This is a genomic window from Enterobacter vonholyi (assembly GCF_008364555.1).
Taxonomy (GTDB): Bacteria; Pseudomonadota; Gammaproteobacteria; order Enterobacterales; family Enterobacteriaceae; genus Enterobacter; species Enterobacter vonholyi.
Window position 1 is genome coordinate 308,299 of record NZ_VTUC01000038.1, and the last position, 21,789, is coordinate 330,087.

Here is a 21,789-nt window from a genome sequence, read left to right on the forward strand (position 1 = left end):
TTACCCTTCCTGCGCCGCCAGCGGCAGCGCAAACGCAAACACAGTGCCGTACGGCTCCCGGCGGCGCGCGCTCAGCTTCCCGCAGTGGCGCTCGATGATGCTGGCGCTGATGGTCAGCCCCATCCCCATTCCCTGTGGCTTGGTGGAATAGAACGAGTCAAAAATCTGCTCCAGCCGCTCGGGCTCAATGCCGCTGCCGGTATCGGCAATCTCGACGATCGCTTTCCCGTCCGCGTTGGCGGTGCTAAGGGTAATGGTGCTGGCGCGATCCTTCACCTCGGCCATCGCCTCTACCGCGTTCATCACCAGATTCAACAGTACCTGCTGGATCTGCACGCTATCGCCGGTGATAAAGCTGTCGCTGGCGTTCAACAGATAATCAACGCTTATGTGTCGCTGCTCCAGCTCGCTGCGCGAAAGCGCGATGATATGGTGGATCAGATAGTGCAGATCGATGCGCGAGAAGGTGGGATCCTGCTTGCGCGTCAGGGACTGAATGCTGCGAATGATCTCCCCCGCCCGCGCGCCTTCCGCGGCGATCTCCTCCAGCCCTTCCCGCACTTTATCCAGCCGGGCGGGCTCGCGGCTGAGCCAGCGCAGGCTCGCTCCGGCGTTCGAGACGATCGACATCAGCGGCTGGTTGATCTCATGGGCGATGGAGGAGGTCAGCTGTCCGACGGTGGTGGCCCGGGACACCCGCGCCAGATCCGCCTGCGCCACCCGCATGGCATCCTCCGCGGCGCGCTGGCTGGTGATATCGGTGATAATGCCGTAGTACTCGTTCACCTCGCTGCCCACGCCCACCGGATCGCCAATTCCGAGGATGTAGCGCGTCGAGCCATCGGGACGCTTGACGCGAAACTCCGCGCGCATGGAGAGACCTTCGCGCACGCTTTGGGTGACGATGGCGCTGATGCGGGCGTAATCGTCCTCATGGACGAAGGTCAAAAACTCTGCCATGGAGATCATCTTTTGCTGCTCGGGCAGGCCGAGAATGCGGGCGTACTCTTCCGAGACATACATCAGATCCTGCTCCAGTTCCCAGCGCCAGCTGCCGGTGTGGCTGATCTGCTCGCCCAGCATCAGCGAGGTCTGGCTGGATCGCAGCTCTTTCTCCACCCGGCGGCGCTGGATGTTCTCCGCCAGCAGCTCGGCGTACAGCCGCGCCGTCTCCAGGGATACCGCTGCCTGCGCGCCCAGCAGGCTCACCACGCGCGAGTGCTCGGCGGTGAAGACCTCCGGCATCAGGCGGTTTTCGAGATAGAGCACGCCCACCAGCCGCGCCTGTTTGAACATCGGAACGCACATGACCGCCGCCCCCGAGGTCACAAGATAAGGGTCCTGGCTGAAGGGATGGAACTCCTCCGGCCTGCCGGTGCGGATCTCCTGCCCGGTGCGGATCACCGCCGCCAGCACCGACAGCGGCAGGTCGGTCGCCGTCGGCACGTCTTTCAGGATCCGCACCCGCACGCCCTCGGTGCTGGTCCAGGCGCTGGCCTCGATCTCAGGAATAAGGTTATCGCTCACGCGCAGCAGCAGGCCACGCTGCGCCCCGGCGCGTTCGAGCAGGATGGTCATCAGGTTTTCGATCAGGCGCTCAAGATTAATCTCTTCCGACAGCGCGCGGGAGGCTTTGATCACGCTTTGCAGATCGCGGATGGTCTCGTTCTGGGCGAACGCCACCGTGTCGTAGGCGCTGGCCTGCCCGGAGGCCAGCAGGTGCGGGAAATCCTGCTCCAGCTGGCGCACCTTGGCCTGCGCGCCCGCGCGCCCCCAGGCGGCAATAGAGCCGCGGAAGTGGGCGTCCGAGGCGGTCGGGTAGCCGCAGGCCAGCGCAAAGCGCCCCGCCAGCTCGTGGGCCAGGGCGTTGATCGGGTTAAACCCGCCCTCGCGGGAGAGCCGGACCGCCTTCTCATACTGCTCAAGCGCAATGCTGTTCATCCCGTCCAGACGCACGATTTCGGCGTAGATCAGCGCCTCTTTATCCGCGAACGTGCCGGGATTAACGCGCGCCCAGAGGGCGATTTTGTCATAGTGAGCGTGAATGCTGCGGCGGTGGTTCGCCGAGAAGGTCTCCGGCGTCAGCTGACGGGAAAGCGCCAGCGCGCTGTAAAGATGGTAATCCAGCAGATGGATGTGCCCCGGCGCAGACCACGCGTACCACCCCGCCATCTCCAGATCCGCCTGCGCGTCGGCATACTCCCCGCAGGTAAAGTGGGCCATACCGCGGTAGAGCCAGTACCAGAACAGCATGGTGGAGGTCTGCTCCGGCGCCTGCTCCGGCGACGCGGGCAGCAGCGCCTCCGGCAATACCTGCGACGCGGTCCAGGTGCCGATGACCGGCGTGCGCAGGAACTCAACGTAGCCGCGCTGCACCATCAAAATGGTCTCCACGTCCTGGAAGTGGGTTTTACGCACAAACGCCAGGCCGCGATCGATGCTGGTCAGCACCCCGTCCAGGTGATCGCCCCGCGAGAGGAAGTTAATCACCTGGTGGCAGGCCGCAAAGCAGGCCATCGTCATATCCCCGTGGGTCACCGCTGAGGTAAAACAGGCTTTCGCGCACTCGATGGTAAACGACAAAGGCTGGGTCCAGACGCTGAGCTGGTCGAGCGGCAGCAGGGTTTTGGCTTCGAACGCATCGTAGCCGTGGCGATTCACCAGCTCGCGGGCCAGCGTGCCGTACTGGAACCCGAGGCGATATTCGGCGTAGCGGTGGCCAATCAGCACGCCAAACCAGGCCATCGCCGTGGTGGAGGCGCCGGTAATACCGTGGTCGAGGGTCAGGTGCATCATGCGGCAGAGCAGTAAAAAGTGCAGGCGCGGGCAGATGAAGCTGGCGCAAATGCTGGCGCTGTAGAGCAGGTTCATCACCGCTTCGGTTTCAGGGTTATCCATCCGCGACAGCTGGGCAAACAGGTTTTGTGGCGCGTCATTCGCGCGGTTGCAGAAGTGTTCCCAGGCCTCGTCGCAGTCGGCATCCTCCGGATAGCGGCCGATCTGAATACCAAAGACCCCCAGCCAGCAGAGCGCCGCCTCCAGCGCCAGACGGCTGTCCGACTGGCGAATGTACACTTCCACCAGCAGATTGGCCGCCAGCGCCTTTTCGGTCAGCCCGCCGGGGCAGCCGAGGATCGCGTCACACAGCTCGCGGGTCCGCTCCAGGTGCCCCAGCGCAAACTCGCAGCCCGCCTCTTCAATATCGAGCATAAAGTCCGACACCGTCCCGGCGTTGCCCAGCGCTCTGGCGGTCTGGATATAGCTGAGTGCCGACGGGTAATCTCCCGAGCGCTTCGCGCGCCGCGCGGCCAGCAGGCTCAGCTCGCGGAACATCTGGCGCTGCGGCGCGGGCTGAATGCTGTCCAGCGCGGCCGTGACGTGGTGAACGGCGCGGAACAGCAGCTCGTTCCCGGCCGCCTGGCGCGCGGCGTCGGCCAGCAGGCTGGCAGTCGTCAGGTGAATATGGCTTTTCTCATGCCGATCCAGCAGCGCGAAGGCGGCCTCCTGTACCCGGTCGTGGGTGAAGGAATACGCTTTTTCCGTCAGCACGATGAGCTGGGCCATCACCGCCGGGTGCAGCGCATAGCGCATTTCCGCCATCGACATGCCGACAACGCGGCAGACCATCTCCATCTCGCCCGTGCCGCCAAGGCAGGCGATGCTGCCCAGCAGGTGACGCGTCTCGTCGGGCAGTTCTTCGAGCTGCTCCAGCACCAGGGTGACCACGTTTTCGGTGTAATGCCGGGCGCGGATCGCCTGCAGATCGTAATGCCACTTGTCCTGATATTTGTTGTGTACCACCAGCCCGTCATCAACGATACGGCGGAAAAACTCGTGCACAAAGAGCGGGTTACCCCCGGTCTTCTCGTGGATCAGCGTGGCGAGATCGGCCGTCGCCGTGCTGCGGGTGCGAAATACCGTCCCCAGCCAGCGGGACACGGCTTTGACAGAGAGCGCCTGCGGGACAATTTCGCTCGCGTGCTCTGCCGCCTCCGGCAGGCCCGCCAGCTGCTGTTGCAGTGCGGGGTCGGACAACGAACCGATGTCGCGGTGCGCCACAACCACCAGCAGCGGGATAGAGCCGCAGTTCATCAGCAGATATTTGAGCGTGTGCAGGCTGGCAGCGTCGCTCCACTGGAGATCGTCGAGCACCAGCACCAGCGGGCAGCCCTGCGAGGCAAAGGTCTTCACCAGCGCCAGCACCATATGGCTGAAGCGCGCCCGGGCATCAATGGAAAACGTATCCGTCGAGAAGCGCGGCTTGCTCTCAAGCAGCAGTCCCAGCTCGGGCACCAGGCTGACGGCCAGCGCCTCGTGTCCCTCCAGGGCGCGAGACAGGCGGATTTTCCACTTCGCCACGTCGTTTACGGGCAGCCCCAGCAGGTGCAGCGTCAGGGCGCGGAACGCAGAGCTTAATACGCCGTAAGGCAACGACGGTGAAAACTGATCGACTTTGCCCACCGCCAGCAGCACCGTACGCTGCTGCAGCGTTTTAAGCGCCGTCGCGATAATGGAGGATTTGCCGATCCCGGACGGCCCGCCGATCGTCACCAGCTCCGGTACCAGGCTCTGCCCCACCCGCTCAAACGCGGCAACGACATCATTCGCCTGCGGATGCGTCGCAAACAGGGAGTCCGCCAGATGGATCGCCGGAGTGCGGTCCTGCTGACCGGGGGTAAAGGCGACGATCTCGCCCTCGCAGGTCAACGTCGCCTGACAGCGGCGGAGGTCGGCAATCAGCCCGTCGACCGTCTGGTAGCGGTTATCAGGGTTCTTTTCCAGCAGCTTCAGGATGATGGTCGACAGCATTCCCGGCACGTCCGGGCGGATCGCATCCGGGGCCAGCGGCGCCGAGGCAATATGATAGTGCGCCCAGTTGGTCTGCTCGTCCTCTCCCAGCTCAAACGGCAGGCGTCCGGTCAGGAGTTCATACAGCACCATGCCGAGGCTGTAGAGATCGCTGCGGCTGTCGACGGGGCGCTGGGTGCGGGTGGTATGCTCTGGAGACATATAGGCGGGAGTGCCGCCGGACACGGCAAGCCGGGTCTGGGTGAAGGCTCCGGAGAGGCTACAGGAGAGGCCAAAGCTGCCCAGACGGCAGGTGGCATCGTGATGAACAAAAATCGTGCCGGGCTTGATATCGCCGTGGATCAGGTTTTGCAGATGCATCTGGCGCAGGGGAACGCAGATCTGAATCGCCATCTCGATAAAGCGCGTGATACCCGAGATCGCCCTGCCCGCGCGCCGCGCCAGCAGCTCAAACGCAAACGGCGCATACACCAGCGCGAAGCGCCCCCGGTACTGGGTGGATGCGACGGCGCGAATGGCCCAGCTGTCCTGCAGCGCGTCACGCAGCGCAAACTCGTTTTTCAGCAGCCGGGTGGCCCGCTCTTCCTCTTCATCGCTGACCGCGGTGGCGATAATAAATGAGCCGCCGGAATGAGGATGTCGCGCGTGCATCCAGGCGATTCCGCCCTCCTGCGCCAGCACGGTAAAAATCACATCCTCTTTAAGGACAAAAACCCGCCCCTGGTGAAGATTCCCCTGGGCGGGCCAGAATGCAGGCTGCTCGTGTTCGTTCATCCGCGATCCTTATTGTCGGCGGGCCAGCTCCCGCTGAATATGATCCAGCAGAATATCGATGTTAATGGGCTTACGCAAAAATGCAGCGGCGCCCAGACCGAGAGCGTACCGCTGCATATTTTCATCAGCATGACCGGAGATAAAGAGCACGGGCGGAGGCGGTACGGCCAGCAGGCGCAGCTTTTCAAACAGCTCCAGGCCGCTCATGCCCCGCAGCTTGATGTCGGTGATCACCAGCGCCGCGCCGGACAGGGCAAGCGGATGGCTCAGAAATACCTCTGCCGAATCAAACGTATCGGTCGAATACCCTTCCGACTCCAGGAGATTACTCAGCCCGCTGCGGACGGAACGTTCGTCATCAATGATGGCAATGCGCCACGGCAGCGTCATGCTGTCTTTCCTCTAAAAAATCATTATACGTCGCGATCGTCCTTCGCGGGCGCAGGGGGTGCCGAGCCGCTGATTTTCGGTACGCATTCGTGACGAAACCAGGCGAGGGTGAGCGGTTCGCGACTCAGTAAACGTCGTCCCACCGGGATGAGCTGTTCCCCCACCAGCATGCCGAACAGGCCAAGCAGGGCGACAACCGGCGGTGCCGGGGAATGAACGTCGAGCAGGGCGTAAATTACCCCAGCAACCACGCCGCACACCAGCGAAATTATCCATGCCTTCATGAGGACGCTCCCGTCTGCGATTTAGCCTGCGGCACGGTCACCTGAGGAGGAGTCGCGCCGTCCCGGGATAAGAGATGGCGCGTCGCCTGTTCACCCGCCAGCATCCCCAGCAGGCCAATCAACGCCAGTGCGGGCGGCGCGGGGGAGCGCACCTTCAGCACGGCATACATCAGGCCAATCAACACGCCTGCCGCAAGGGATATCAGCCCAGTACTCATTATGAACTCCAGAGAAAGAGGCAGCGGCGAGCCGGATGAGGGACCAGCCCGCCAGCGGAACTTAGCGAGCCGGGACCGGCGCTAAGGTGCGGTGCTCGCTCTTCTGGCGAGACGGCGCTTTATGCACCATGGTGTAGGCGTAATCCACGCCCATGCCGTACGCGCCGGAGTGCTCGCGCACGATGTCCATCACCGCGGTATAGGTCTCTTTACGCGCCCAGTCGCGCTGCCACTCCAGCATCACCTGCTGCCAGGTCACCGGGATCACGCCCGCCTGGATCATGCGCTGCATCGCGTAGTCGTGGGCTTCTTTGGAGGTGCCGCCGGACGCGTCCGCCACCATATAAATTTCGTAGTCGCCTTCGAGCATCGCGCAGAGAGCGAAGCTGTTATTGCACACTTCGGTCCACAGACCGGCAACCACCACCTTCTTCTTGCCGTTGGCCTTCAGCGCGTCACGCACCTTCTGGTCGTCCCAGGAGTTCATGGAGGTACGCTCCAGAATGTCCTGGCCCGGGAACACGTCCAGCAGTTCCGGATAGGTATTGCCGGAGAAGCTTTCGGTCTCAACGGTGGTGATGATGGTTGGAATGTTGAACACCTTAGCCGCTTTCGCCAGCGCCACGGTGTTGTTTTTCAGCACCTGACGGTCAATAGACTGCACGCCAAACGCCATCTGAGGCTGGTGATCGATAAAGATTACCTGACAGTTAGCAGGGGTTAACACTTCGAGCTTTGAAGAGGTCATAGCATTTTCCAGTGGTTAAGGGTAGAAATCGCCGCGAGCGCCGCGACGATAAAGTCACTCTCATCCTGCGGTTTTCCCTCTCCGCGCGTAATTATCTCTTCGTATAGTTAACCTTAGGTATAGTTATACTTTGGTATACCTATCCTATTGTATAACTGGATCTTTGCCGAAACCGGTTCCCATAATCCTGACCATTCCCCTCTCAGTCAGGAGCAGTTATGGTTACCCTCGGTAAAGCCGATCTCATTCTGGTTAACGGCCAGTTTCACACCGTCGATCGCGAGAACCCCGTCGCGGAAGCCGTTGCCGTGCGCGACGGAAAATTTCTGGAAGTGGGTACCGTCGCCGAGGTGATGCAACACCACTGCGAAGGCACCAAAGTGGTCGACTTAAAAAGCCACACCGCCATCCCCGGCCTGAACGACTCGCACCTGCACCTGATCCGCGGCGGGCTGAACTACAACCTCGAGCTGCGCTGGGAAGGCGTGCCCTCGCTGGCCGACGCCCTGCGGATGCTGAAAGAGCAGGCCCTGCGCACGCCGTCGCCCCAGTGGGTGCGCGTGGTGGGCGGCTGGACCGAGTTCCAGTTTGCCGAGCGCCGCATGCCGACCCTGGACGAAATTAACGACGCCGCGCCGGATACCCCGGTCTTCATCCTGCACCTGTATGACCGCGCCCTGCTCAACCGCGCCGCGCTGAAGGTGGTCGGCTACACCAAAGACACGCCAAACCCGCCGGGCGGCGAGATCCAGCGCGACGCCAACGGCAACCCGACCGGGATGCTGATTGCCCGTCCGAACGCCATGATCCTCTACGCCACGCTGGCCAAAGGGCCGAAGCTGCCGCTGGAGCAGCAGGTTAACTCCACCCGTCAGTTCATGCGCGAGCTGAACCGTCTGGGGCTGACCAGCGCCATCGACGCGGGCGGCGGCTTCCAGAACTACCCGGAAGATTACGAGGTGATTGCCGAGCTGCACGAGAAAAAGCAGATGACCATCCGCATCGCCTACAACCTCTTTACCCAGCGTCCGGGCCACGAGCTGGAAGACTTTGAAAAATGGACCGACATGCTCACGCCGGGCCAGGGCAGCGACTTCTTCCGCCACAACGGCGCGGGCGAGATGCTGGTCTTCTCCGCCGCCGATTTTGAAGACTTCCTCGAGCCGCGCCCGGACCTCGCGCCGGGCATGGAGGACGAGCTGGAGCGCGTGGTGCGCCATCTGGTGGAGCACCGCTGGCCGTTCCGCCTGCACGCTACCTATAACGAATCCATCAGCCGCATGCTGGACGTCTTCGAGAAGGTGAACCGCGACATTCCGTTCAACGGCCTGCACTGGTTCTTCGACCACGCGGAAACCGTTACCCAGGCCAACATCGACCGCATCAAAGCGCTCGGCGGCGGCATTGCCGTGCAGCACCGCATGGCCTTCCAGGGCGAGTACTTTGCCGAACGCTACGGCATTGAAGCCACCCGCCACACGCCGCCGGTAGCGAAAATGCTTGAGACCGGCGTGCCGGTGGGCTTAGGAACGGACGCCACCCGCGTGGCGAGCTACAACCCGTGGACCGCGCTCTACTGGCTGGTCTCCGGTCGCACCGTCGGCGGGATGCAGATGTACGATCACAGCGCCCGTCTGGATCGCGATACCGCCCTGATGCTCTGGACCCAGGGCAGCGCGTGGTTCTCCAGCGAGCAGAACCAGAAGGGGCAGATCAAGGTCGGCCAGCTCGCCGATCTGGCCGTTCTCAGCAAAGACTACTTCCGCGTGCCGGAAGAGGAGATCAAGGGCATCGAGTCCGTCCTGACGGTGGTGAACGGCGACATCGTTTACGCCGCAGGCAGCTTTGGTCCGCTCGCGCCGCCTGCTATTCCGGTTCTGCCCGAGTGGTCCCCGGTGGTGAAGGTGCCGGGCCACTACCGCAGCGCGCCGCCGCAGGCCGCACGCGTGGGCATGAGCGCCGTCCACCACTGCAGCGGCCCGTGCGGGGTTCACAGCCACCAGCATGATTTCGCCCGCACCTCAGAGATGCCGGTGTCAGACGATAACGCTTTCTGGGGGGCGCTGGGCTGCAGCTGCTTTGCTTTCTGATGAAAAACACCACTATGCCGCCCCGGATCGACCTGGGGCTGTTCTTCCTGCGCCTGACCGGCAGCCTGCTGCTGCTTTACGTGCACGGCCTGCCGAAGGTGCTGCACTTCAGCGAAGAGCTGACGCGCATTGAAGATCCGTTCGGCTTCGGGCCTTACGCCAGCCTGATCCCGGCGATTGTCGCCGAGGTGATTTGCCCGCTGTTTATCATTGCGGGCGTCTACACCCGCCTGGCGTGCCTGCCGATTATCGCCGTGCTGCTGGTGGCGATGCTGGCGGTCCACCCGAACTGGTCGATTGCCGAAGGGCAGTTTGGCTGGCTGCTGCTGATTATCTTCACCACCCTTGCCCTCACCGGGCCGGGCCAGTGGCGACTGCAGCGTAAGGCAGCGGAGAGGTTCGCATGACCCAGGTTAACGACGTTCGCGACGCACACGTCGAGACGACGCCCGCATCGACGGTTTCTCCCTGGCAGCCGCTGAGCCAGCCGGTGTTCCGCATGCTGTGGATCGCCACGGTGGTCTCTAACGTCGGCTCATGGATGAGCGACGTCGGCATCAACTGGAGCATGCTGACCCTGAGCGCCGACCCGCTGGATATCGCGCTGGTGCAGGCGGCCAGCAGCCTGCCGATGTTCCTCTTCGCCCTGCCGTCCGGGGTGATGGCGGACATCGTTGACCGGCGTAAATACCTGCTCTTCTCCCAGCTGTGGGTGTTCATCGCCGCCGCCGGGCTGACGGTGCTTTCCTTCACCGGACACGTCACCCCCGCCGTTCTGCTGGTGGCGACGTTTCTGCTGAGCGTGGGGGCGGCGATGAGCTCGCCGCCGTTCCAGGCCGTGGTGCCCGATCTGGTGAGCAAGCCGGAGCTGGGCGCCGCCGTGGCGCTGAACTCGCTCGGGGTGAACATCAGCCGGGCGATTGGCCCCGCGCTGGGCGGTTTCCTGCTGTCGCTCGCCGGGCCGTGGATGGTGTTCGCCCTGAACGCGCTGTCCGTGATTGGCGTGGCGTGGGTGCTGTGGCGCTGGCGTCCGGCCCCGCCCATTCAGCGTCTGCCGCCGGAGCACTTTTTCTCTGCGGTGCGCACCGGCATCCGCTACGTGCACGCCGCCCCGGTGCTGCGCAACGTGCTGGTGCGTACCGTGGCCTTCTTCGTTTTCGGAAGCGCGGGCTGGGCACTGCTGCCGCTGGTGGCGCGCCGCGAGCTGGGCTTAGGCCCGGCGGGTTACGGCGTGATGCTGGCGTGCATTGGCCTGGGCGCCATTGCCGGGGCCATTCTGCTGCCGCGCCTGCGCCAGCGGCTGAACGCCGACCGGCTGATGGTGGCCGCGAGCCTGGTCTTTGCCCTCACCATGCTGGCGCTGGCGTTTGTGCGCCACGTCTGGCTGCTCAACCTGTTTGAGTTCTTCACCGGCTTCGCGTGGATTGCGGTGCTCTCGACGCTGAACCTCGGCGCGCAGCGCAGCGCCGCCCGCTGGGTGAAGGCCCGTGCGCTGGCGGTTTACCTGACGGTGTTCTTCGGCTCAATGACCACGGGCAGCGCCATCTGGGGGCAGATTGCCTCCCGGTTCGGCACCCCGACCGCGCTGGTTGTCGCCACGCTGGGGATGGTGCTGGCAAGCGCCACCGTGTTCCGCTGGAAGCTTGAGAAAGACCCGGAATTAAACCTCGACCTGAGCGGACAGCCGCTGGACGGCGTGGAGATCGACCTGCCGAACGAGCGCGGCCCGGTGCTGGTCTCGCACGAGTACATCATCGACCCGCACAACGCGAAACCCTTCCTGGAGGCGGTCCACGAGCTGCGCAGGGTGCGACGCCGCGCAGGCGCGATGAGCTGGGCGGTATATGAGGATATTGAGCGCCCCGGCCTGTTTATTGAGACCTTCCTGATGGGCTCGTGGATAGAGCATCTGCGCCAGCAGGAGCGCCACACCATGAATGACCTCCTGCTGCAAAGCCGCGTTCTGGCTTTTCATCAGGGCACAACATCACCGGCAATTCGTTATCTGGTCGCGCCGGTATAACCATAACCATCACCTGCACAGGAACACACTATGGCAACGTTTAAGGCAAAAGACGGCACGCAGATTTACTACAAAGAAGGCGGCGCGGGCAAACCGATTCTCTTCAGCCACGGCTGGCCGCTGGACGGCGACATGTGGGACAGCCAGTTGAACTACCTGGCCGAGCGCGGTTTCCGCGCCATCGCCTTTGACCGTCGCGGGTTTGGCCGCTCGGATCAGCCGTGGAACGGCTACGACTACGACACCTTTGCGTCCGACATCAACGATCTGATCACCACCCTGGACCTGCGCGAAGTGACGCTGGTGGGCTTCTCCATGGGCGGCGGCGACGTGACGCGCTACATCAACAACTACGGCAGCGCGCGCGTGGCCGGTCTGGCGCTGCTGGGCGCGGTGACGCCAATATTCGGCAAATCCGACTCCTTCCCGCAGGGTGTGGATCAAAGCGTGTTCGACGGCATTCGCGACGGGCTGCGTAAAGATCGCGCCCAGTTCATCAGCGACTTCGCCACCCCGTTCTACGGCACCAACGCCGGGCAGACCGTCTCTGCCGGAGCCCTGACCCAGACGCTGAACATCGCCCTGCTGGCGTCCCTGAAGGGCACTATCGACTGCGTGACCGCGTTCGGCGAAACCGACTTCCGTCCGGATATGGCGAAAATCGACGTGCCGACGCTGGTGATCCACGGCAGCAACGACCAGATCGTGCCGTTTGAAAGCACCGGCAAGCTGGCGGCAGAGATGATTAAAAACGCCACGCTGAAGGTGTACGACAACGCGCCGCACGGCTTCGCGCTGACCCACCAGGACCAGCTCAACGAAGATCTGCTGGCGTTTGTGAAGTCGCTGTAATTTTCTGTAGGCCGGGTAAGGCGCAGCCGCCACCCGGCGCTTTCGCAGACGCGTTCCGCTCCGCCAGCAGCCGACAAATCTCCGTGTGCTTCTCCTCGGTAAAGGTAAAGCGCGACATAAAGCCCATGCGGATCAGCGAGCCTATCGCCGGCAGCAGGCAGATCCCGAAGAACAGCCCCGACAGCACGCTCTCGCTCTGAATTTGCGCCTGCGGCACGTAGCCGATCATCGTCAGAAACACGCCGATCAACCCGCCGCCCACCGCCACCGACATCTTGCCGGTGAAGGTCTGCCCGGAGAAGGTGATCGCCGCGCAGCGCTTGTGAGTGTGGTACTCCGCGTACTCAATGGTGTCGGCAATCATCGATGAGGTGAGGATGTTGGTCATCATCACGAACAGCGTGCTCAGGCCGAGCAGAATAAACAGCATCGTCACCTGCTGATAGCCGACAAACCACATCACCACGCGCACCGCCACGTCCAGCCCGCAGAGGATCATAAACAGCTTCCGCTTCTGCATCCGGCGCGTCAGCATTGGGGCGACCAGGCACAGCACCGCCGCGACTATCCCCATCACGCCAATCGCCATTTGCAGGCTGCCGTCGCCCAGGTTGTTGATAAAGAAGTAGATATAGAGCCCGCCCGCCACGTTGTGGAACACGCAGAAAAAGAACGACAGCAGGACGATAAACAGCGGCTTGTTCTGGCGCAGGTTGTGGAAGGTGTCGCGGATGGTCACCTTCTCCGGGCTCGGCGGCACGCGCTCTTTGATCTGCATAAAGCCGTTGAGCATCAGCGGCAGGCCCACCAGCATCATCACCAGCGCCGCCATAAAGTAGCCTTTGTCATTGCTGTACTGGGCGAAGTAGGCCGCCAGCTTCGGGAAGAAGATGTTGGCGCAGGCAATCCCGGCGTTCACCCCGAGCATCGCCGCCGTCACCGCGCGGGTGCGCTGCCCGGAGTCGTTGGTCATCACTGACGACATCGACCAGAACGGGATATCGGAGATGGCGTACAGCGTCCCCCACAGAATATAGGTCACCCCGGCGTAGAGGATTTTGGTGGTCATGTCCGCTTCGATTTTATAGAACGACAGCAGCGTGACGCCGGTGATCAGCAGCGGGGCGATCAGCAAGAAGTGGCGAAATTTGCCGAACCGGCTGTTAATGGTGTCCATGATGCTGGCAAACAGCGGATCGTGTACCGCGTCCCACGCGCGGGCAATCAGGAAGATGGTGCTCGCCGCCAGCGCCGAAATCCCCAGCACGTCGGTGTAAAAATAGTTAATAAACGAACCCACTAAACCAAAGCTAAAACACTGACCTAAACCATAACCAAAATAAGACCACAGCTCGCGAGACGGTATTTTCATTGTCGTTGCCATTGTTATATGCCTGCCTGGTTGCCCGGCGGTGGACCGCCGGGTCGATATTATTTGTCCTGCGCCTGAGGGGCGATCTTGCGCAGCTGCTGCATCAGGGCGATTTCACGGCGCGAGAACGGAATACCGTTTTCCTCAAACACGTCGTGGAACCAGAGGCGGCAGTAGTCCGTGGACTCTTTCATCACCACCGGCCACGGTAGCCAGGTCTGGGTTTTGCCGCGCACCAGCCCCCACTGGTACGGCGCGACCTTCGCCGCGTACATCAGCGGGAGCTGCTCTTCGATGGTGCTGCCCACGTGGCGCGCCAGCCATTCGGTGCAGAACAGCGGGCGACCGAGCGCCTGCAGCTGCTGGATAATTGCCGTCATGCGTCCCGTGTGGGTGTAGGCGTGGAAGCTCACCACGTCCGAGAGCGCCAGCGCGGTCTGGTCCAGCGGATGCCGGAAGAACGTCTCGCCCTCCTCTTCCGGCGGCAGACGCCAGGCGCAGACGGTGAGCGGCTGGGTCGGGTCTTCTTCTCGCACCCACTGGAACGCAAGCTTCATCAGCGCGTGGGCGCAGGTCTCCAGCTTCGCGTCGTATTGCACCTCCTGCGTGCCGGTCGCGAAAATGCCGCGGTTGCCCGGCTCGTTGTAGAGATCCCACAGCAGCACGCGCTTATCCTCGCGGAACTGGCGGACAACGTCGCGGATATAGCGTTCAATGTCTGCCCAACAGTCCGGATCGCACACCTTGTCGCGCCCCGGGCTCGCCGCCGCCTGGCTGTTGTGCTTGCCCGGCACCGGCGGCTTTTGCGGGCCGAGGTAAGGCTCGTCGCCGGAGAAGCCGCAGTCGTCCATCAGGGTCAGCATGGTGCTGAACCCGTGACCGTCGGCAATCGTCAAAAACCGGTCAATGCGCGCCATCAGCCCGTCGCGGTCGTGCTCCCAGACGATAAACGGCAGGTTGATGCGCAGGGTGTTGTAGCCCGCCTCCGCCGCCCAGCCCAGCTCGCGGTCAATCGTCCCGACATCGAAGGTCTCTGCCTGCCAGATATCGGTCCAGTTCACCGCCGTCGACGGCAGATAGTTAAACCCGCACAGCCAGCCCTTCTGCTGATACCACGCCTGTGCCTGCTCCCTGCTCCACTGCTCTTTCATTACGCGTCCTCTTACTGATAATATTTAGCTAATAAATATTAGCTGCGGGATAAATGCGCAATTTGCCGCACGAAGAAAAGCGATGCCTCTCACAAAGTTCACGCTTCGATGAATGAGAAACGTGATCGACGGCGCTAAAGCGTGCGGTTAGGGTATGATGCGAAATCGCGAAAGGGAGAGGACGGATGAAGCGAAAAACGAAAGTGACGATGAACGATATTGCGCGGGCGGCGGGCGTGTCGCAGGCGACGGTATCGCTGGTGCTTAACCAGTCCCGCAACATCAAGCTCAGCGATGACACCCGCCAGCGGGTGATTGGCGTCGCTACCGAGCTCGGCTACGACCGCCTCCCCGCCGTTCACGCCCCGCGCAACCAGGAAGAGATCGCCCTGCTGGTCAGCTCGCTGCAGAGCTTTGACCCGTTTATCGACGCCATCAGCCAGGCGCGGGAAGCGGCGTGGCGCAACGAGACCCTGCTCACCGTCTACGACTACGGCGACGACATCGAGCTAGCGCTGAACATCATCCGCCAGCTGGAGAAGCGCAACTGCATCGGGATTATCCTCGCCTCCCCGATCACCACGCTGGTGGACATGACGGCATTCCAGGACTGCACCCGCATCCCGCTGGTGCTGCTCAACCAGCGCGATCCCGGCTCGCCGCTGCTGCCGTCGTTTATCCCGGACGACTACGCCAACGCCTTTCAGGTCACTAAACACCTCATCGCCTGCGGGGCCACGCGCATCGCCCACATCACCGGCGAGAGCTGGATGGAGGCCTCACGCCAGCGTCTGGCAGGCTACCAGGCGGCATTGCAGCAGGCCGGACTCGCGTGCGACGACGGCCTGGTGCGCCAGACCAACTGGCAGTTCAGCGAGTCCTTTACCGCGACAGCTTCCCTACTGGAACTGGCCGAGCGCCCGGACGCCATCTTCTGCGCCAGCGACTGGCTGGCGATTGGCTGCTATCAGGCGCTGGCGGTGAATGGCGTGCGCATCCCGCAGGACATGCTGCTGGCGGGCTACGACGACCAGAAGATTTCCGAGCAGCTCACCCCGCCGCTGACCAGTATCCAGCTGCCCTACAGCGAGCTGGGACGGCTGGCGGTGGAGTACCTGTGCAATCAGGAAGATGCCGCCACGCACGTGACGCTGGCGGGCAGGCTGAAGGTGCGCGCCTCAAGCCTCGTCTGAGGTAAACACCATGCCCACATAGGGCTTCTCGCGGCACGCCGCCAGCCGCGCGGCGAGGCTGCCCACGTGCAGCTCCAGCTTGTGCCCGTCCGGGTCGAGAAAATAGAACGACGCCCCCTCGCTTTTGTTCTGCTTCCAGACGGTGACGCCCGCCTGCTCCAGCTTGTTCGAGAACGGTTCAAAATCAGCCTCCGCCACGGTAAACGCGTAGTGGGTATAGTCGCTCTCCTGCGGCGGCACGTAATAGCGCATCTCGTCGTACGACAGACAGACCCAAAGATCGCCGCAGGTGAGATAAGCACCGGTATTCCAGCGGGCGTGCAGCGTCAGGCCCAGCAGCTCGTGCCAGAAGGTGAGGCTTTTTTGCAGGTCGCTGACCGCGAGGGTCAGATGGTTGAGTGATTGCAGCATGACGTGCCCTTTTGTTTTTCGCGCCGGACGTGGTACGGTAAAGAGATGAACATAAACCACGCCGTGCTCACCGTAAACCGCTGGTGGCTGCCTTCTTAAAGGCGGCACGGAGTAGTTTTCCCCATTTTCAGATAGCCGCCGAAAGGCGGCTTTCTCACATCTAAGACCCCTTTCGGCAACTGCCCATTAAGGAGTCTTTATGAACAAGCAAACCATCCTCACCGGCGACCGCCCAACCGGTCCGCTGCACCTCGGCCACTTCGTCGGATCGCTGCGCCAGCGCGTGGCGCTGCAGCAGACGCACAACCAGTTTGTGCTGATTGCCGACCTGCAGGGGCTGACCGACAACGGCAGCAACCCACAGAAGATCCGCGACAACATCCCCGAAGTGCTGGCCGACTACCTCGCCGCGGGCATCGACCCGAACCTGACCACGATCTGCCTGCAATCTGCCCTGCCCGCCCTCGCCGAGCTGACGATGCTGTATATGAATATCGTCACCGTCGCCCGCGTGGAGCGTAACCCGACGGTGAAAAACGAGATTGCGCAGAAGGGCTTCGCCCGCTCGCTGCCGGTCGGGTTTATGGCGTACCCCATCAGCCAGGCGGCGGACATCACCGCGTTTAAGGCCGAGTGCGTGCCCGTCGGCGACGACCAGCTGCCGATGATTGAGCAGACCAACGAGATTGTGCACAAGATGAACAGCCTGCTGCCCGCCCCGGTGCTGCGCCACTGCAAGGCGATGCTGAGCGACACCAGCCGCCTGCCCGGCATCGACGGCAGCGCCAAGATGTCGAAATCGCTGGGCAACACGCTGCACCTTTCGGCCAGCGAAGAGACGATTCATCGTGCGGTGAGCGCCATGTACACCGACCCGAACCACCTGAAGGTGAGCGACCCGGGGCAGATTGAGGGGAACGTGGTGTTTACGTATCTCGACGCGTTTCATCCGGACAAGGAGAAAGTGGCGGCGATGAAGGCGCACTATCAGGCGGGCGGGCTGGGCGACCGGGCGTGCAAGAACGAGCTGGAGGCGTGTTTGCAGGAGCTGATTGCGCCGATGCGGGAGCGGAGGGCGATGTATATGCAGGATAAGGGCGAGCTGATGGCGATGCTGAAGCGCGGGACGGAGCGGGCGCAGGGAGTGACGCAGGAGACGTTGAAGGAGGTGAAGGTTGGGCTGGGGGTGCCGGTGTTTTGATTAGGTGAATTAATTGAGGTTGGGCGGTGAAGTGTGTAAGAATGGCACCGACAAAATGTTTTTAAGGGTTAATAGACATGATTTTATTAAACCTCCTGAGCACCCTGTGATTTATAAGGGTGCTCAGGCACTGTATATCTTTTTATAACTGACGCTGCTCAAGGCTGGAGTAAATCGTATTGATCTCTGCTCTTAAGCTATCGCCGCGATAGACCATCGACGTATCGTATCGCTGATATCTTTCCTCTCGCGAGGCGCTAAACCAGTTAAAGGAACCGATGCAAAGCAGCCCCTCATCACCAATCACAATCTTACTGTGAACACGGTTAACCAGCTTCGTTGTGATGCCCATTTCATTCAACCTTTCCAGGGCTTCATTTAGACGCTGATATTTCTCTTTTCGCTTTTCGAAATTGGCATGGTCTGTATTCAATGTTTTATCCGTTACTACAGTGATATCAATGCCGCGGGCGCGCGCCTGAGACATCGACGCCAGAAAACCGGTCTGTTCCAGCTTTTGCCAGGTGAGCCACGGGGAAACGATAGTAATGCTCTGATTAATCTCGTCAAAAGTCTGATTCAAAAACGCATCATGTTGATCCACCCCGTGCAGGGTTGAAATCTGTGTTTGTGAGGTATTTAAATCCTGGCGCTCCTGAAACTCGAACTGCAATGCATTATCGGTGGAAGCAAACAGGTATTTCGCCAGCAGTCCCCGAGGTGACGATCCGGGTTGGATCTCAAACAGGTCCATATCGCCAAAGACCAGGAAACTATCTTTAGCACGCGAAACGGCAACGTTCAGCATGCTGCTGTCGCTGTCGATAAATCCGCCATCTTCATGTTTCGAATACACCGGAGAGAACAGCACAATTGCTCGTTCGGCTCCCTGCAATGAGTGGACCGTACCTACTGTCAGTGAGCTTTCGTCACCATTGCAATTGATATCCAGCTTACGCAATGACGACTTAATCGCGCTGACCTGCGCCGAAAATGGGGTCACAACGCCGACTAATTCATGCAGAGGTTTATTGTAGTGCCGCTCAATCTCTTCTTTATGCGCGGCAAGCCAGGCTGCTATCGTCTTCGCTTCAAAGTCGTTATAGCGACTTCCACCACTTGCCTGCATACCTTTACCATCTATATGCAGATAACCCATTGCAGGAAATATTGTCTCTTTATCTTCTCCTCGTTTGGGCTGCAACTTACCGTGATAGCATAGGGTGTTACAGTAGCCAATGATGTTATCGAAGCAACGACGGTGTTCATAAAGGTACATCCCTCTCGCCAAATCCGGATCGTACTGGTAGCGCGAGTTGAACTGCGCAACCTTCATAACGCTGCCAGAGGCAGCGCTTTTTCCAGATTCACACACCAGGGTATACGCTTCAGTAAGTTCTTCCTGCGTACCTCCCGGAAGAATGTTTTCCTCAACCATGTTGCCGATATCAATACCAGGCAGGCTATTCCAGATAGGCGCAATCTGTTCTGTGTCTCCAATCACCAGGGCTTTCTTCGCCAGTGCGAAGGATGCAGCGGCAACCTCAGGAAGTACCTGCCCCGCTTCATCGACAATCAGCAAATCGGCGAAGTTATATAAATAACCATCATCAAACTTTTTACCGCCAATGTGTTCCCTGACGAGCATATGGTGAGGAAGCATAAAGCAGGTCATCACGACGCAAGGGGTGAGCTTCATTCTACGCAGCCAGCGGGCTTTAATGGTCTTCGCCCCTTTGAGACCTTTCTCTTTTTGAAGGTTATCGATAGCAGCCATATCCATCAGCCAACGACCTTCCCAGTAATGCGTCGCCACCAGAAACGCGGGGAAACGGAGCTGTGTATCGGCAAGTTCATCGGCTTCGCGCAGACTCAACTCTGCTTCGTCCTGATTTCCCAGTGAGCGAGTAATCTCGCGCCAGCGCAGTGCCGCTTCGCTTTCACGTCGGGAAATGTCCTCAGCAATAGCGATCTGCTGCTGATACCCGGTCTGTTCATTATGCGATTGTGCAATCAGGCCATCGATAAAAGCATCAATTCCATCAGGCAGAGTTCCCTGGAATGCAGTCATTCTTTCGCCAAACGTAGCCTCCAAAAACAGCTTCATTTGATAGTGACGCTTAGTACGAACGGCGGGAAGCCAGGAGAAGAGAGCAAACATGATCGACTCACCGGCTCGATATTGTTCCCACTGTTTTTTGCCCTGCGTTAATAGCGAGATTTCATTTGTGCTATTAAGCAGTGATGTTCTCTTATCCTCAATATACTGTTCGAGATCGTCGCTGACGGCGTTCCGCTCTTCGCGTATGGCGTTCAGGGCGTCCCACGCAGGTTCGATTTGCTCAAGCTCTGCAGAGAGTTCAACTAATCGCTGATGCAAGAGCTCCACAACCTGTTCAGGTGAATGACATGACACAGTCGGAAAAGCTGCGCTTGCCTTTTCAAGGAAAAAGAATCGGGCATCTTCTACGTATTCAAGTGATTCAACACGGTTAAAAAAGTCTTCCGTCTGGTATTTTTTTGCTGCCTCGACTTTTCGGCTTGAAGACGGGAAGTAGGCACCAAAGCTTTTTACATCAGGTAACCAACGGCCGGCCATAGGCCCGCTGCCGGTAGCAAAATCTTTACCGAAGGCCTCGATTATGTTGGTAACGGCCTGATTGTTTGTCGATGTCGCAATCACCATTGGCGGTTCAGTTTTGTTAAGCGCCGCCCTCGCCCACTCCGTGGCAATGATAGAGAGTACCAGCGTAGTTTTTCCGGTTCCCGGAGGACCGTTGACGGCAAGAATATCGCCCGGCTGCTGAGTTAGATAATGGCTAAGCGCATCGCGCTGTGCGACCGCCAGCGGAAACTTATCGCCGGAATGTCCCAGACGCTCACTGAACATGGCATGACTGGCAAGAAGCGGCTCAACAGGAGATTTATCCTTTGAAGCAAAGCGTGCCAGCAATGGCACCTCTTTTTTGCACGACAGTAGATGATCGTACATAGGCAGGATATGAATGCTTGCCCCTCCAGACTGGTTGGCTTTAATAATGTAGCCATGTCCAGCCTGCTCATATTGCTCTGGAGAATCAAGCCATTTCCCGGCCACACTTTTTAAAAGTTCATTTGTGTCTTTCAGGTACTTTTGCCACAACTGCTTATAGCGAGCATATCGTTCCGCCCGCTGTTCGTCTGTTTCCTCACGCTGCTGGTCATCGACATCAGGACCAAAAGTGAATGAATCATGCGTGGTTTTGTATTTGTCATATTCCGCCATCTCACCAACAGAAAAGGTACCTTTGGGGAGTGGTTCAAGCAGGTCGCGGGGAATGGTGGCAGGAGATGCGGGGAACAAAAAGCCTTCACGGTTCAACAGAGCAGAAGTCACCACTGGTGTAACGATACCAGGTGCCCCTGCCGTACGTTCCTTGCCATGCTTTAACAGGCGGATCCATACCTGCGGCCGTAACATTACCTCGACGGTTTTAACCTGCTCGTCTTCGCCCTCGAAGAACGACTGCACGATCTCTTCATCCAACCTGCCCCGATCGACATTCACCCACTGAGTAAATGAAGCTTCATCTTTACGCTCAAATGCCCCTTTTCCAGACTCGGCATCAGCTAAGGTATTACGCCAGTATGAAGTGAATCCCTGAGTGTTACTGTCCATTCCCCATCCCGTGACTTAAATGAAATTATTGATTTCGCTGCTATAAGTTCTCCGCATAATTAAGTATTGTCCACGTTGCGAGCGAGATCGCAATAAATTGTTCGTAACAAACATGTATTAAATTCCCGTGGTGGACGAATGCTAATAATTGGAATTGTCCTCCTGAATTTGCCCGTGGTTCCCCAAAACACCTTTTCAGTTCATTACCTGATACATTAATCCAGTAAAACCGGAGCTAATCCAATCTCGTTGAATGCTCTGCCATAGTTGGCGAAAACAAAACTCATCTGACGGAAAAAAACATTATCCCCAAATATATCCTGCCCGCCGTCAAGACCGCAGGCTGGGATGTCGCGTCACATACCCGTCAGAAAGTAAAACTTCGGAATGGTAAAATTTTAGCCTTGGCAAACTGGCCTCACCTATCAATGTGGAATCTGCCGATATCTTGCAGTACCGCATACCTAACTTGCCGCTGGCGGTTATCGAAACCAGGACCAATAAGCACGCCATCAGCACGCGATTCCCCCCTTTCGGTACGGCAATGGCCAACCTAACCGTACTAACCACAGAATCGGCTAGCTATGTTCACCTTAGGTTATATAAAGCTATTAC

15 protein-coding genes and 1 pseudogene are annotated in these 21,789 nt (G+C 59.9%); 7 read left to right on the forward strand and 9 right to left on the reverse strand.

Going from position 1 to position 21,789, the window contains the following annotated elements; all coding sequences use genetic code 11:
* The 5 genes from F0319_RS22120 to F0319_RS22140 all read right to left on the reverse strand — a co-directional run bounded on the left by F0319_RS22120 (position 1) and on the right by F0319_RS22140 (position 7,223).
* Positions 1 to 5,583: a trifunctional serine/threonine-protein kinase/ATP-binding protein/sensor histidine kinase gene (locus F0319_RS22120; RefSeq protein WP_149367792.1), complete on the reverse strand. Its 5,583-nt coding sequence runs from the start codon at positions 5,581 to 5,583 to the stop codon at positions 1 to 3.
* Positions 5,584 to 5,592: 9 nt separating this feature from the next.
* Positions 5,593 to 5,973 (reverse strand): response regulator transcription factor, encoded by a 381-nt coding sequence (locus F0319_RS22125; RefSeq protein ID WP_111964145.1) that lies wholly within the window; start codon positions 5,971 to 5,973, stop codon positions 5,593 to 5,595.
* 23 nt (positions 5,974 to 5,996) lie between these two features.
* Complete coding sequence (locus F0319_RS22130; protein ID WP_111964146.1) at positions 5,997 to 6,257, reverse strand: XapX domain-containing protein; 261 nt, start codon at positions 6,255 to 6,257, stop codon at positions 5,997 to 5,999.
* Positions 6,254 to 6,475, reverse strand: coding sequence for a DUF1427 family protein (locus F0319_RS22135; RefSeq protein ID WP_115876575.1), 222 nt, complete (start codon positions 6,473 to 6,475; stop codon positions 6,254 to 6,256). The genes F0319_RS22130 and F0319_RS22135 overlap by 4 nt, the downstream gene beginning before the upstream one ends.
* Positions 6,476 to 6,536: 61 nt before the next feature.
* Positions 6,537 to 7,223, reverse strand: a complete 687-nt coding sequence (locus F0319_RS22140) for a hydrolase (RefSeq protein WP_047059056.1) — start codon at positions 7,221 to 7,223, stop codon at positions 6,537 to 6,539.
* Positions 7,224 to 7,441: 218 nt separating this feature from the next.
* Between F0319_RS22140 and F0319_RS22145 the strand changes: the two genes are divergently transcribed.
* Genes F0319_RS22145 through F0319_RS22160 form a run of 4 tightly spaced genes read left to right on the forward strand, consistent with a single transcriptional unit; the run spans position 7,442 to position 12,188 of the window.
* Complete coding sequence (locus F0319_RS22145) at positions 7,442 to 9,313, forward strand: amidohydrolase (RefSeq protein ID WP_149367793.1); 1,872 nt, start codon at positions 7,442 to 7,444, stop codon at positions 9,311 to 9,313.
* Positions 9,313 to 9,720: a DoxX family protein gene (locus F0319_RS22150; RefSeq protein ID WP_058648446.1), complete on the forward strand. Its 408-nt coding sequence runs from the start codon at positions 9,313 to 9,315 to the stop codon at positions 9,718 to 9,720. Before F0319_RS22145 ends, F0319_RS22150 begins: the two co-directional genes overlap by 1 nt.
* Positions 9,717 to 11,336 carry an MFS transporter gene (locus tag F0319_RS22155; RefSeq protein WP_149367794.1) on the forward strand — a complete coding sequence of 540 codons (1,620 nt, stop codon included), beginning with the start codon at positions 9,717 to 9,719 and terminating at the stop codon, positions 11,334 to 11,336. Before F0319_RS22150 ends, F0319_RS22155 begins: the two co-directional genes overlap by 4 nt.
* Positions 11,337 to 11,366: 30 nt before the next feature.
* Positions 11,367 to 12,188 (forward strand): alpha/beta fold hydrolase, encoded by an 822-nt coding sequence (locus tag F0319_RS22160; RefSeq protein ID WP_127729446.1) that lies wholly within the window; start codon positions 11,367 to 11,369, stop codon positions 12,186 to 12,188.
* Here F0319_RS22160 and F0319_RS22165 read toward each other — a convergent pair.
* Positions 12,151 to 13,572, reverse strand: coding sequence for an MFS transporter (locus F0319_RS22165; RefSeq protein WP_149367795.1), 1,422 nt, complete (start codon positions 13,570 to 13,572; stop codon positions 12,151 to 12,153). The genes F0319_RS22160 and F0319_RS22165 overlap by 38 nt on opposite strands.
* A gap of 47 nt (positions 13,573 to 13,619) precedes the next feature.
* On the reverse strand, positions 13,620 to 14,711 hold the full coding sequence (locus F0319_RS22170) for a cellulase family glycosylhydrolase (RefSeq protein ID WP_149367796.1): 1,092 nt from the start codon (positions 14,709 to 14,711) through the stop codon (positions 13,620 to 13,622).
* A gap of 185 nt (positions 14,712 to 14,896) precedes the next feature.
* Between F0319_RS22170 and F0319_RS22175 the strand changes: the two genes are divergently transcribed.
* Positions 14,897 to 15,904, forward strand: a complete 1,008-nt coding sequence (locus tag F0319_RS22175) for a LacI family DNA-binding transcriptional regulator (protein WP_149367797.1) — start codon at positions 14,897 to 14,899, stop codon at positions 15,902 to 15,904.
* Here F0319_RS22175 and fosA read toward each other — a convergent pair.
* Positions 15,890 to 16,315: a FosA/FosA2 family fosfomycin resistance glutathione transferase gene (fosA, locus tag F0319_RS22180; RefSeq protein WP_149367798.1), complete on the reverse strand. Its 426-nt coding sequence runs from the start codon at positions 16,313 to 16,315 to the stop codon at positions 15,890 to 15,892. The two genes, F0319_RS22175 and fosA, sit on opposite strands and share 15 nt — an antisense overlap.
* Positions 16,316 to 16,514: 199 nt before the next feature.
* On the opposite strand from fosA, the gene trpS reads away from it, so the two are divergent.
* Positions 16,515 to 17,516: a tryptophan--tRNA ligase gene (gene trpS / locus F0319_RS22185; RefSeq protein ID WP_149367799.1), complete on the forward strand. Its 1,002-nt coding sequence runs from the start codon at positions 16,515 to 16,517 to the stop codon at positions 17,514 to 17,516.
* Positions 17,517 to 17,658: 142 nt separating this feature from the next.
* Here the strand turns inward: trpS and F0319_RS22190 are convergent, their stop codons facing one another.
* Complete coding sequence (locus F0319_RS22190; RefSeq protein ID WP_149367800.1) at positions 17,659 to 21,174, reverse strand: AAA domain-containing protein; 3,516 nt, start codon at positions 21,172 to 21,174, stop codon at positions 17,659 to 17,661.
* A gap of 263 nt (positions 21,175 to 21,437) precedes the next feature.
* Between F0319_RS22190 and F0319_RS22605 the strand changes: the two are divergent.
* Positions 21,438 to 21,691, forward strand: a pseudogene (locus F0319_RS22605) (EcoAI/FtnUII family type I restriction enzme subunit R); the annotation flags it as partial.
* Positions 21,692 to 21,789 lie beyond the last annotated feature (98 nt).